The 13,927-nt window shown below is 43.0% G+C and carries 8 protein-coding genes and 1 tRNA gene; all 9 read left to right on the plus strand.

Going from position 1 to position 13,927, the window contains the following annotated elements:
• Positions 1 to 265 precede the first annotated feature (265 nt).
• The 9 genes from EI162_RS11005 to rpoC all read left to right on the plus strand — a co-directional run bounded on the left by EI162_RS11005 (position 266) and on the right by rpoC (position 13,474).
• Positions 266 to 341, plus strand: a tRNA-Trp gene (locus EI162_RS11005).
• A 52-nt stretch (positions 342 to 393) separates the two neighbouring features.
• A complete protein-coding gene (gene secE, locus EI162_RS11010) occupies positions 394 to 879 on the plus strand; it encodes a preprotein translocase subunit SecE (protein WP_192524399.1) in 486 nt (161 codons plus the stop codon).
• Between the two features lie 84 nt (positions 880 to 963).
• Positions 964 to 1,494, plus strand: coding sequence for a transcription termination/antitermination protein NusG (nusG, locus tag EI162_RS11015; protein ID WP_192524400.1), 531 nt, complete (start codon positions 964 to 966; stop codon positions 1,492 to 1,494).
• Positions 1,495 to 1,615: 121 nt separating this feature from the next.
• Positions 1,616 to 2,047 (plus strand): 50S ribosomal protein L11, encoded by a 432-nt coding sequence (gene rplK / locus EI162_RS11020; protein WP_192524401.1) that lies wholly within the window; start codon positions 1,616 to 1,618, stop codon positions 2,045 to 2,047.
• Positions 2,047 to 2,748, plus strand: a complete 702-nt coding sequence (gene rplA, locus EI162_RS11025) for a 50S ribosomal protein L1 (protein WP_192524402.1) — start codon at positions 2,047 to 2,049, stop codon at positions 2,746 to 2,748. The genes rplK and rplA overlap by 1 nt, the downstream gene beginning before the upstream one ends.
• Positions 2,749 to 3,182: 434 nt before the next feature.
• On the plus strand, positions 3,183 to 3,710 hold the full coding sequence (gene rplJ / locus EI162_RS11030; protein ID WP_192524403.1) for a 50S ribosomal protein L10: 528 nt from the start codon (positions 3,183 to 3,185) through the stop codon (positions 3,708 to 3,710).
• A gap of 126 nt (positions 3,711 to 3,836) precedes the next feature.
• Positions 3,837 to 4,208: a 50S ribosomal protein L7/L12 gene (gene rplL, locus EI162_RS11035; protein ID WP_192524404.1), complete on the plus strand. Its 372-nt coding sequence runs from the start codon at positions 3,837 to 3,839 to the stop codon at positions 4,206 to 4,208.
• A 750-nt stretch (positions 4,209 to 4,958) separates the two neighbouring features.
• Positions 4,959 to 9,077 (plus strand): DNA-directed RNA polymerase subunit beta, encoded by a 4,119-nt coding sequence (gene rpoB / locus EI162_RS11040; RefSeq protein ID WP_192524405.1) that lies wholly within the window; start codon positions 4,959 to 4,961, stop codon positions 9,075 to 9,077.
• Between the two features lie 179 nt (positions 9,078 to 9,256).
• Positions 9,257 to 13,474, plus strand: coding sequence for a DNA-directed RNA polymerase subunit beta' (gene rpoC, locus EI162_RS11045; protein WP_192524406.1), 4,218 nt, complete (start codon positions 9,257 to 9,259; stop codon positions 13,472 to 13,474).
• The last annotated feature ends 453 nt before the right edge of the window (positions 13,475 to 13,927 follow it).

The following is a 13,927-nucleotide window of genomic DNA, read 5'->3' on the forward strand; positions in this document are numbered from 1 at the left end:
TTAGACGTTAAATAGTTAGCTAAAAAGCCATTCTCGAGAGAGGGTGGCTTTTTTTGTTAAGCTATACAGCGATGAAAAATAGCTTTTATAAAAATATGTTTATCAAAATAGTATTGATATGGTTTAACAAGCATAGCAATTTTATATCGGTTGTTTTGGGCGTTTATCATTAAAAATATCATTAATTGAATTAACCTAATTAAATATTGCCTTAAAACTTGCATTCTCATTAAAACCTTGTATAATTATCAGCCTTAACACCCATAGGCGATTGGCTCAATTGGTAGAGCATCGGTCTCCAAAACCGAGGGTTGTAGGTTCGAGTCCTACATCGCCTGCCATCTTCTTATTATATCTTTGTTGTACCTCCATCATCTCCGAAGCGAGTTCTTTATGAGCAATAATCAAGATAACCTCGAGAATAAGTTATCTGATGCCAAGGCGGGTGCTGGTGGAATGCTGTCTAAAGATAAGCACGTATCAGCGACAAATACATCTGCCGTTGAAATTGCCAAGACTGGCTCTATCAAAGATGTGATTTTGTGGCTATTAGCCGCAGCAGTTTTAATCGGTGCAACGTTAGTCAATCAATATCTACCCGGCTATTGGCAACCTGCCAATGATTTATGGGTACGTATTGCGATTATCGTTGCACTTTTTGTGTTTGCATTGGTCTGTTTGGCAATGACGCATCAGGGTAGTGCCTTTAAAACCCTATTAAAAGATGCTGCTGTCGAATTACGCCGTGTGACATGGCCTGGCAAAGACGAGACCTTTCAATACACATGGCAAACGATAGTCATGATTGCGATTGTTGGTTTTATCGTTTGGCTATTAGATAACTTTTTTAATTGGTTCGTGGGTATTTTTATTGGTTAATGTCGCGTATTAGCGAGTATTAACCCAAAATTACTTATAACGAATTAACTTCAACGACTTAACTTTAATGATCAGGAGCGTGATATGCGTTGGTATATTGTCCAAGCGTTTTCAGGATATGAAAAGCAAGTACAACGTTCATTAACTGATCGTATTAATCGTAGTGACTTCGCTGAGTCGTTCGGTGATGTATTGGTTCCTACTGAAGAAGTCGTCGAAATGAAAGACGGCAAAAAACGTAAAAGTGAGCGTAAGTTCTTTCCAGGCTATGTATTGATTCAGATGGAAATGAACGACAACACTTGGCACATCGTCAAAGATTGCCCACGTATTATGGGCTTTGTTGGCGGGACACCAGAAACGCCAGCACCGATTACCCAAGTAGAAGCTGATCGTATCTTGAACCGTCTCAATCAAACTGAAACCGACCCACGTCCTAAGACTTTATTTGAGCCCGGCGAAGAGTTGTTGGTTATCGATGGTCCATTCACTGACTTTAAAGGGTTGGTTGAAAAAGTGGATTATGAGAAGTCTAAGCTACATTTAACCGTAAACGTATTTAATCGACCGACTCAGGTCGAGCTTGAGTTTAGTAAAGTTGAAAAACTAGACTAAATAGCGGTATTAATTAACACGGTACTAATTGACACAGTATTCATCAACCGGGGAGCTGTTAATCAACCAGGTATTTATATATCACATTGATTTGGCGCTATTACCCATTTAGGAGAAAATCATGGCTAAGAAGATTGATGGTTACATCAAACTACAAGTGCCTGCAGGCAAAGCAAATCCTTCACCACCGATTGGTCCAGCATTGGGTCAAAAAGGCGTGAACATCATGGCGTTCTGTAAAGAGTTTAACGCTGCGACCTCAAGTCAAGAGCCGGGTCTACCGATTCCAACTGAGATCACTGTATACAGCGATAAGTCTTTTACCTTCATCATGAAATCACCACCAGCTGCGTACTTATTACGTAAAGCTGCTGGGATTACTAAAGGTTCTGGTGCGCCAAACACGGCTAAAGTCGGTAAAGTAACACGTGAGCAATTAGAAGAAATCGTCAAAACTAAAGACGCTGATCTAACTGCTGCTGATCTTGACGCTGCAGTCCGTACTGTTGCTGGCACCGCCCGTTCGATGGGTATTACCGTGGAGGGTGTATAATGTCTAAGCTAACCAAACGTCAAAAAGAAATTCAAAGCCGTATCGTACACGAAAAGCAATACACCATTGAAGAAGCGGTACAAATCTTAAATGATTTGCCAGCGCTAAAATTCAAAGAGTCTATTGATATCGCAGTAAACTTGGGCGTTGACCCACGTAAATCTGATCAAGTCGTACGTGGCGCTACCAACCTACCTGCGGGTACTGGTAAAACCAAACGCGTTGCTGTATTTGCTCAAGGCGCTGCTGCTGAAGCCGCTAAAGAAGCCGGTGCTGACATCGTTGGTTTTGAAGACCTAGCAGAAGAAATCAAAGCTGGTAACATGGACTTTGACATCGTTATTGCTGCTCCTGATGCAATGCGTGTTGTTGGTCAATTAGGTACAATCCTAGGCCCACGTGGTCTAATGCCTAACCCTAAAGTCGGTACGGTTACGCCTAACGTTGCTGAAGCGGTCACTAACGCTAAAGCTGGTCAAGCACAGTATCGTGTTGACAAAGCGGGTATTATCCACACGACTATCGGTCAAGTTGGCTTTACCGCTGAACAAGTCATGCAAAATGCGCAAGCGCTAATTGCTGACCTTAAGCGTGCTAAACCTGCTACTTCTAAAGGTACTTTTATTAAGAAAATTACCTTGTCTAGTACGATGGGTCCAGGTCTGATCATTGATCCAGTACCATATCGTATGGCTAAATAATTATATACGTGCTTAATATTTAACGATTTTGAATAAAAGCACAAACTATTTTAAAAATTAGGTCAGCGTAGCAAACGCTATGCTGTCTAAGACCGTAGGTAGAGAGCAGTTTAGAAGGATTAGAAATGGCTCTTTTGAGTTATTATTAATAACAATAAGCTGCTTTTGTTAATCGGCGACAGATGAAAATCTTAGTTGTCCTACGCAGACGGTGACCCACCCAGTTGTTGATAAGAGCCGATAGGGCAACCTATCACTTGATGTCATTCTGATAACGGTGCCGTAATCAGTCGTTATTCGTAGACTTTATCTTCATTAAGTTTACATATAACGTGTCGTATCAAGTCAGTCCAAGCGAGTGGTTTGATTATTGAAAACTTAGGTTTTAAGTGATTAAATACTCAGCTGATTGATAAGATTAAAGGAGTCAACTTATGGCATTAACGCTAGAGCAAAAACAACAAGTTGTGGCTGAAGTGTCTGAAGTTGCTGCTAATGCTTACTCAGCAGTAGCTGCCGAATATCATGGTATTGGTGTTGCAAAGCTTACTAAGCTGCGCGAACAAGCCCGTGAGAAAGGCGTTGTTTTGAAAGTGGTAAAAAATACCCTAGCAAAACGCGCTTTTGAAGGCACTAAGTTTGAGAGCATGTCAGACCGTATGACTGGTCCACTACTTTTGGCTTTCTCTATGGAAGACTTGGGTTCTGCTGCTAGAGTCGTTTTCGACTTCAGCAAAGAAACCAAGGCTTTAGAGACCAAATTGGTATCAGTTGGTGGTGTGGTTTATGGTCCAGAAGAGCTAGAGCGCGTATCGAAGCTACCAACTCGCGACGAAGCAATCTCTATCTTGATGGCTACTATGAACGCACCAGTGACCAAGCTTGTCCAGACTATGAACGCAGTTCCTGGCAAGTTCGTTCGCACTGTTGCAGCAATCAAAGACGCAAAAGAAGCTGCTTAATTGCTTGTTTTAACGTAACTTTGACATCGCTGATTGCACTTTATTGTCAACACTATTTGAAAATTTGGCAAGCAATCAAAGCGATATTAAAATCAATTAATTTTTATCAGATAACGGAGAGTTCTCATGGCACTATCTAAAGATGATGTGTTAAACGCAATCGCTGAAATGTCAGTAATGGATATCGTTGAATTAATCAGCGACATGGAAGAAAAGTTCGGCGTAACTGCTGCTGTAGCTGCTGCTGCACCTGCTGCTGCTGCTGAAGGTCCTGCTGCTGAAGAAAAAGACGAATTTGACGTTGTTCTTGCCAGCTTTGGCGAGAAGAAAGTTGGCGTAATTAAAGCCGTTCGTGAAGCGACTGGTCTTGGCCTAAAAGAAGCGAAAGATTTGGTTGAAAGCGCTCCAGCTCCAATCAAAGAAGGCGCAACTAAAGCTGAAGCTGAAGAGTTGAAAAAGAAACTTGAAGAAGTTGGTGCAACTGTTGAACTAAAATAAGTTTAACGCTGTACAAAAAAAGCTGGTAATGCCTTGCATTGCCAGCTTTTTTTTACTATAATTCGTAGCTTGACCTTTTGTGTCTGCCAATAGTCGTATCATAAGCGGTGGATACCCATCAAAAGGACAGACGATATACATGCAAGCACACATGCTAGTTTTTGAAATCAGTTAATATAAGCTAAACGTCCATAGATGTTTGGCATTTTTTTGTGTCTGCATACTTTCCTATTAACACTATAGTTTATACTGATTCTGAATGTTACTGATTCTGAAATTTATAGTTATCCCAGTTATTATTATTCTGAAAACGGTTCAATCTGAAAACGGTTCAATAAGTTATCTAGCATGGTTTTACTGTCGGTTTATAAGCTTGTAGACAGTAGATATCAGCGACGATATTGGTTTTGATAGCAGCTCGCTTAGTGAGTGGTTTAGATGAAATATTAACAAAAACTATCTCTGTGCGACAATATTAGTAAAATAAGCCCTCAGGGTGACATTTTACAAACAGTATGATATTGAATTTCTTGGTTTGGATGGTCATATAGATTGACTTAGATGACGATGACAAGATCGAATGAAGTGCGCTAAGTAAGCACTGATTAATGAAGTAGTAATTGACACAAAGATATGAGTTGAACACCAACACTTATTTTATATTATCGTTTACGTTGCTAGGTTTGTATAGTATTTATGCACGCCAGCCACGCTTTTAATTTGTTTCCACGTTTACTGTAAGGACTCTCGATGGCATATTCTTATACTGAAAAAAAGCGTATTCGCAAAAGTTTTGCTGAATTGCCCACTGTGATGGACATTCCCTATTTACTGTCTATCCAAGTAGATTCTTATGAGCAATTTTTGCAAGAGCACAAAAAGCCAAAAGCTCGTGAGAATACTGGTTTGCAAGCTGCGTATTCCTCTATTTTCCCAATTGAGAGTCACTCTGGTAACGCAGAGCTGCAATTCGTTGAATATTATTTAGGAACGCCTGAATTTGATGAGCGTGAGTGTATCTTACGTGGCTCAACGTTTGCTGCGCCTATGCGTGTCAAAATTCGTCTGATCATCAAAGACAAAGACAGCAAAGATAAAGACAGCAAAGCGGCGATTAAAGACATCCGTGAGCAAAGCGTCTATATGGGTGAGATGCCATTGATGACGGCAAACGGTACTTTTATTATCAATGGTACTGAGCGTGTTATCGTTTCTCAGCTACATCGTTCACCTGGTGTGTTCTTTGACCATGATAAAGGTAAGTCGCATTCGAGTGGTAAGGTGCTTTATAACGCCCGTATCATTCCTTACCGTGGCTCATGGTTAGACTTTGAGTTTGATGCCAAAGATTTGGTTTTTGCTCGTATTGACCGTCGTCGTAAACTACTGGCGTCTATTATTTTACGTGCTTTAGGTTTAACCACTTCTGAAATCTTAGATTTGTTCTTTGACAAAGTAGCCGTTTATAAAGGTGAAGAGCAGTTCGAGATTGATTTGGTTGCCGATCGCCTGCGTGGTGAGATGGCTCAGTTTGATATCGTATCACCAAAAGGTGACGTCATCGTAGAGCAGGGCAAACGTATTAATGCGCGCCGTATCCGTCAGCTTGAAGAAGCGGGTATGACCAAGATTGCTATACCTGACGAATATCTATATGAGCGTATTTTAGCTGAAGATATCGTGGTTAACGATGAAGTAATCGCTAAAGCCAACACCCTAATTGACCATGAACTATTGGTTAAATTAAGTGCGTTTGAAGCCAGTGAATCTATCAAAGAATTCAGTATTCTATTCACTAACGATATCGATCAAGGCAGTTATATTGCCGATACGCTACGCGCTGATAGCACTTCAAGCCGTGAAGAAGCATTGATTGAGATTTATAAAGTTATGCGTCCAGGTGAGCCACCAACGGTTGAAACTGCTGAAAAACTATTTGAAAGCATGTTCTTTAACGCTGATCGTTATGACTTATCGAATGTCGGTCGTATGAAATTCAACCGCCGTTTAGGTCTTGAATTTGACAACACTGATAACCCTGATATTCAGCGCGAACGTAGTGTATTGACCAATGACGATATCGTTAATGTGCTTAAAGAGCTGGTTGAAATCCGTAATGGTCGCGGCGAAGTCGATGATATTGACCATTTAGGTAACCGCCGTATTCGCTCAGTAGGCGAGATGGCAGAAAACCAATTCCGTGTTGGCCTAGTGCGTGTTGAGCGTGCCGTTAAAGAGCGTTTAAGCTCAGCTGAATCTGATAACTTGTCACCACAAGACTTGATTAACTCCAAGCCTGTAGCGGCTGCGGTTAAAGAATTCTTTGGTTCAAGCCAGTTGTCACAGTTTATGGATCAAAACAATCCATTGTCAGAAGTGACGCATAAACGCCGTGTATCAGCACTAGGACCTGGTGGTCTGACCCGTGAGCGTGCAGGCTTTGAAGTACGTGACGTACATGATACCCATTATGGTCGTGTATGTCCGATTGAGACTCCTGAAGGTCCAAACATTGGCCTTATTAACTCACTAGCGACTTTTGCTAAGACCAACAGCTTTGGCTTCTTAGAAACGCCGTATCGCCGTGTGGTTGACGGTAAAGTTACGGATATCATTGAGTATCTATCAGCGATTGAAGAAGTGGGCACTGTGATTGCACAAGCCGACTCGCCAATGACTGAAGATGGTGCGCTGTCTGATGAGATGGTCAGTGTGCGTAGCTATGGTGAATTCGTGCGTATGCCACCAGAAAAAGTGACGCATATGGATGTGTCGCCAAGTCAGGTGGTATCGGTAGCAGCAGGTCTAATTCCGTTCCTAGAGCATGATGATGCTAACCGTGCCTTGATGGGCTCAAACATGCAACGTCAAGCGGTTCCAACGCTACGTGCTGATAAGCCGTTAGTTGGTACAGGCATGGAGCGTCACGTTGCGCGTGACTCTGGTGTTTGTGTGGTTGCTAAGCGTGGCGGTGTGATTGAAGACGTTGATGCATCACGCATTGTCGTTCGTGTTAATGAAGATGAAATGGTCGCTGGTGAAGCGGGTATCGATATTTATAACTTGATCAAATACACACGCTCAAACCAAAACACTTGTATTAACCAACGCATCATCGTTAACCAAGGCGATGAGATTGCCTTTGGTGATATCTTAGCCGATGGTCCATCAACGGATCTTGGTGAGCTAGCATTGGGTCAAAACATTCGCATCGCCTTTATGCCTTGGAATGGTTATAACTTCGAAGATTCGATCTTGTTATCTGAGAAAGTGGTGAAAGAAGATCGTTTCACTACCATTCATATTCAAGAATTGACTTGTGTGGCGCGTGATACCAAGTTAGGTACTGAAGAAATCACTGGCGATATTCCAAACGTTGGTGAAGCCGCACTTTCTAGCCTTGATGAAGCAGGTATCGTTTATATTGGTGCTGAAGTGGATGCTGGTGATATCTTAGTCGGTAAAGTCACACCAAAAGGTGAGACCCAACTAACACCAGAAGAGAAACTACTACGGGCTATCTTTGGCGAAAAAGCTGCTGATGTTAAAGACACGTCGCTACGTGTACCAATATCAAGCAAAGGTACGGTTATCGACGTACAAGTCTTTACCCGTGACGGTGTTGAAAAAGATGCGCGCGCCCGTGCCATCGAAAAATTACAGCTCGATAGCTATCGTAAAGATTTAAAAGAAGAGCTACGTATCTTTGAAGAAGCAGCTCGTGGACGTATTGGTAATCTTTTAGATGGCCAAAAAGTCAGCGGCGGTTCTGGTCTAAAAGCTGGTACGGTGATGGCATTGGCTGATATGAAAGATATGAGCCTTGAGACTTTGCTTGATATCCAGCCAGTTGAAGAAGAAATCTCTGAGCGTCTAACGCAAATCGCTGATTATTTAGTTGATAAGCAAAAAGACATCGATGTGAAATTTGCTGAGAAAAAACGCAAATTAACGGCTGGTGATGACTTACAACATGGCGTACAAAAAATCGTTAAGGTCTATCTAGCGGTTAAGCGTCGTATTCAGCCTGGTGATAAAATGGCGGGTCGTCATGGTAACAAAGGTGTGGTATCGCGCATCATGCCAGTTGAAGATATGCCTTATGATGAACACGGCAATACCGTCGACATCGTACTGAATCCGCTTGGTGTACCATCGCGTATGAACATCGGTCAGGTTCTAGAGACGCATTTAGGGATGGCGGCGAAAGGCTTGGGTGAAAAGATTGACGGCATGCTAAAAGCGCAAGCCGCCATCAAAGAGTTACGTGAGTTCTTAGATAAAATCTATAACAAAGTTGGCGGCGAACAAGTTGATCTTGATAGCTTAAGCGATGATGACATCATGGCACTATCGGCTAACTTACGCGGCGGTGTTCCCATGGGCACGGCGGTATTTGATGGCGCACATGAGCATCAGGTCAAAGACTTGCTAGAGCTTGCAGGTATGGATCGTGATGGTCAGCAGACATTGTATGACGGCCGTACCGGTCAGAAATTTGACCGTAAAGTGACGGTTGGCTACATGTATATGCTCAAACTCAACCACTTGGTTGATGACAAAATGCATGCGCGCTCGACTGGCTCTTACTCACTAGTCACGCAGCAGCCGCTCGGTGGTAAAGCGCAATTTGGTGGTCAGCGTTTCGGTGAGATGGAAGTGTGGGCACTAGAAGCTTATGGCGCGACTTATACGCTACAAGAAATGCTGACGGTGAAGTCGGATGACGTTGAAGGCCGTACCCGTATGTACAAAAACATCGTCGATGGTGAGCAGTATATGGATCCAGGTATGCCTGAATCGTTTAACGTACTGACCAAAGAAATCAAATCACTGGGTATTAATATTGAGTTAAAACAAAGCCACTAATGTAATTAATAATTAAGCAACGCAGCATAATTGATTACAACCTTAGTTATTGACCAAAAGCAGCACGCTTATTGCTGCTGTTTTTGGTAATTTGTCTCAACCCTATTCATTGCCTTCATTCATCTTATATGCGTCAATCACACGCTATCAGATGATTATAAAGATAACGGAGAAGCAACTTGAAAGATTTACTCGATATCATGCAAAGCCCTACCGGCAACGGTAATCAAGAGTTTGATAGCATTCAAATCACGTTAGCCGCACCTGACGTGATTAAATCGTGGTCACATGGCGAAGTAAAAAAGCCTGAAACCATTAACTATCGTACGTTCAAACCTGAACGTGATGGACTATTTTGTGCCAAAATCTTTGGACCTGTAAAAGATTTTGAATGTCTGTGTGGTAAATACAAACGCCGTAAATTCCAGGGCGTTATCTGTGAAAAATGTGGCGTTGAAGTCACTACTGCTAAAGTCCGTCGTGATCGTATGGGTCATATCGACCTAGCCAGTCCTGTAGCGCATATTTGGTTCTTAAAATCACTGCCAAGCCGCATTGGTCTATTGCTAGACATGACGCTTCGTGATATTGAGCGTGTGCTATATTTTGAAAGCTATATCGTGACTGAGCCTGGTTTGACCAGTCTTGAGAGATATCAGCTGCTTGATGACGAAGACTATTACAAAGCGCTTGAAGAGTTTGGCGATGAATTCACCGCCAAAATGGGTGCTGAAGCGGTTCAGGATTTGTTAAAAGATATCGACTTAGACCTTGAAATCGATGAGCTGCGTGAAGCGATTCCACAGACGGGTTCTGAGACTAAGCTTAAAAAGATGTCTAAGCGTCTAAAATTATTAGAAGCATTCCGTGATTCTAATAACAAGCCTGAGTGGATGGTAATGAATATTTTACCAGTACTACCACCAGATTTGCGCCCGCTAGTACCGCTAGAAGGTGGTCGTTTTGCGACTTCAGATCTTAACGATTTATATCGCCGCGTGATCAACCGTAACAACCGTCTAAAGCGTCTATTAGAGCTAAGCGCCCCTGATATCATCGTACGTAACGAAAAACGTATGTTGCAAGAATCAGTTGATGCGTTATTAGATAACGGTCGTCGCGGTCGTGCGATTACGGGTAGTAATAAGCGTCCATTGAAATCTTTGGCTGATATGATCAAAGGTAAGCAAGGTCGTTTCCGTCAAAACTTACTTGGTAAGCGTGTTGACTATTCTGGTCGTTCGGTCATCGTTGTTGGTCCAACGCTACGTCTGCATCAGTGCGGTTTACCGAAGAAAATGGCACTCGAGCTATTCAAGCCATTTACTTATAACAAACTATTATCTCATGGTTTGGCAACGACGATTAAAGCTGCCAAAAAGATGGTAGAGCGTGAAGAGCCACAAGTTTGGGACATGCTGGCCATGGTTATCCGTGAGCATCCAGTATTACTTAACCGTGCACCAACACTTCACCGTTTGGGTCTACAAGCATTTGAGCCAGTATTGATTGAAGGTAAAGCTATCCAGCTTCACCCTCTGGTTTGTACCGCGTTCAACGCTGACTTTGATGGTGACCAAATGGCCGTTCACGTGCCATTAACGTTAGAGGCCCAGCTGGAATCACGTGCGCTGATGATGTCGACCAACAATATCTTGTCACCTGCCAACGGCGATCCAATTATCGTACCGTCACAGGATGTGGTATTGGGCTTGTACTATATCAGCCGCTCGTCAATCAATGCCAAAGGTGAGGGCATGATATTCGCCACCGTCAATGAAGCCTTACGTGCGATTGGTTCAAACGATTTGCATGTAAACGCTAAAATTAAAGTACGTGTGACCGAGACACATATTGACGAAGATGGTAACGAAACCAAAGAAATTAGCTTAAAAGAAACGGTTGCTGGTCGTTTACTTATTTGGAACGTCATGCCTAAAGGTATGTCGTTTGATGAATGTAACCAAGAAATGACCAAGAAAAACATCTCACGTTTGATTAACTCTTGCTATCGTAAAGTAGGCGTTAAAGACAGTGTTATGTTTGCTGACCAATTGATGTATCTTGGTTTTGCTCAGGCCACTCTATCAGGTGTGTCTATTGGTATCGATGACATGGTCATTCCACCGAGCAAAGTGCAAATCATTGAGACAGCAGAGTCAGAAGTTCGCGAGATTGAAGATCAATTTGAGCAAGGCTTCGTCACAGCTGGTGAGCGTTATAACAAAGTTGTCGATATCTGGTCACGTACCAATGATAAAGTCGCGAAAGCGATGATGGACAACTTAGCCACTGATAAAATGATTAACGCAAAAGGGGAGGAGGAAGAACAAAAATCCTTTAACTCTATCTATATCATGTCAGATTCTGGTGCTCGTGGTAGTGCCGCACAGATTCGTCAGTTAGCAGGTATGCGTGGCTTGATGGCAAAACCGGATGGCTCAATCATTGAAACACCGATTAAAGCCAACTTCCGTGAAGGTTTGACCGTACTTCAGTACTTCATCTCAACTCACGGTGCGCGTAAAGGTCTAGCAGATACGGCACTGAAAACCGCTAACTCGGGTTACTTGACTCGTCGTTTGGTTGACGTGGCGCAAGATTTGGTTATTACCAGTGATGACTGTGGTACCGAGCAAGGCTTGCTCATGAAACCACACATTCAAGGTGGTGAAATCATCGAGAAGCTGGGAGAGCTAGTGCTTGGTCGTGTCACGGCGCGTGATGTCGCTTATAATGATGATGCAGATAAAATCTTGATTCCAGCCGGTACTTTGATCGATGAGCATTGGGTTAACATCCTTGATAACAACGCGATTGATGACATCTGGGTACGTTCAGTCATTACTTGTGATGTTGAGCATGGCGTTTGTTCGCAGTGTTATGGTCGTGACCTTGCTCGTGGTCATAAAGTGAACATCGGTGAGTCAGTTGGTGTCATGGCTGCGCAGTCTATCGGTGAGCCTGGTACTCAGTTGACGATGCGTACTTTCCACGTCGGCGGGGCTGCAAGCTCAGCGTCTGTGGACAACAGTATTTCGGCACGTAATGCTGGTCAAGTACACTTTGAAAACATGAAAACAGTTGAGCATGTCGATGGCCATTTGGTTATCGTATCGCGTTCAGCTGAGCTAGCGTTGACCGATGAGCTGGGTCGTGAGCGTGAGCGCTATAAAGTTCCTTACGGTTCTAGCGTTCTAGTGAAAAACGAAGAGCAGGTCGAAGGCGGTCAAACCATCGCTAAATGGGATCCGCACACGCATCCTATTATCACAGAATTTGCTGGTACAGCACGCTTTAGTGATATCGTTGATGGTTCGACAGCGACGGTTAAAGTCGATGATGCAACTGGTATGAGCTCGTTTGAGATTCTAGCCACGCGTGACCGTTCAAGCTCAGCGAAGGATTTACGTCCTGCGATTGTCTTGAATACAGATGAAGGTAAGGAAGTGGTTTACTTCTTGCCCGCTGAAACCATTATTCGTGTTAGCGATGGTGAAAAAGTCGCCGCAGGTTCGATTCTAGGCCGTGTACCACAAGCGTCTTCAGGTACCAAAGATATTACCGGTGGTCTACCACGTGTTGCTGATTTGTTCGAGGCACGTCGTCCGAAAGATCATGCCATCATGGCAGAAATGACAGGTGTGGTGAGCTTTGGTAAAGAGACCAAAGGCAAAAACCGCTTCATCATCACTAATGAAGACGGTGAGGTTCATGAAGAGCTGATCCCGAAATGGCGTCAAATCAACGTCTTTGAAAACGAGACAGTTGCACGCGGTGAGGTGATTGCGGACGGTCCACAGAACCCGCACGATATCCTGCGTCTAAAAGGACAAACCGCGCTTGCTGATTATATCGTCAACGAAGTACAAGACGTATATCGCTTGCAGGGTGTAAAAATCAACGATAAACACATCGAGGTTATTATCCGTCAGATGTTGCGTAAAGTTGAAATTACTGACGGCGGCGATTCAAGCCACTTTAAGGGCGATCAGGTAGAGTATGCTGATATTAAAGCGTTGAACGCTAAACTGGAAGCAGAAGACAAATTCCCAGTGAAGTACGAGCGTCAACTACTTGGTATCACCAAAGCCAGCTTGGCAACGGAAAGCTTTATCTCAGCTGCCTCTTTCCAAGAAACCACACGTGTCCTAACGGCTGCTGCGGTTACTGGTAAAGTCGATGAGCTACGTGGTCTGAAAGAAAACGTGGTCGTTGGTCGCTTGATTCCTGCTGGTACGGGTCTTGCTTATCATAAAGCCCGTAAAGACAAAGCGGATCAGAAGCTACAAGATAAAGACTTGAATGCAGCCTTTGATATGACGGCAAGTACTGACAGCAAAGACTTTGCGAGCTTTGATGAAGCCTTTGCCCAAGAGCTTAATCAAGATAATTAATCGCTCAGCTAAACTCTAGAGTAATAATAAAAAAGCCAGCCTAAGTCGCTGGCTTTTTTGTGTGTGCAAAAAAGTAAAAAACATGGTGGGGTTATCTAAAAGAATATAGTTAAAATACTTTAAAAACGCTACGATACTGCGGGTATAGTTTTTTTTGCAGCCTCTGTCTGCGTAGGCACAGCAAGCAAGAAAAAACGGTACCTGCAGTACGTGATGTAGCGATATTACTTCTCACTGACTATAGTACGCTGGAAAACACGCCCTAGTCAGCCCTAATAAAACAAGTGCAAATATTATAATGCGCTATGGGTGTAAATTTTTTGGGTTTGACTGCATGCAGTTTATCTCATCCTTATCACTATTATTTAAAGTAAAGGCACGCTTTAATATCATAGAAGGGTGTAATGGACATTATTCATGCTGTCATAGGGTCTAACGCTATATACTGTCTAT

It is taken from the genome of Psychrobacter sp. FME6 (assembly GCF_014861365.1).
GTDB lineage: Bacteria > Pseudomonadota > Gammaproteobacteria > Pseudomonadales > Moraxellaceae > Psychrobacter.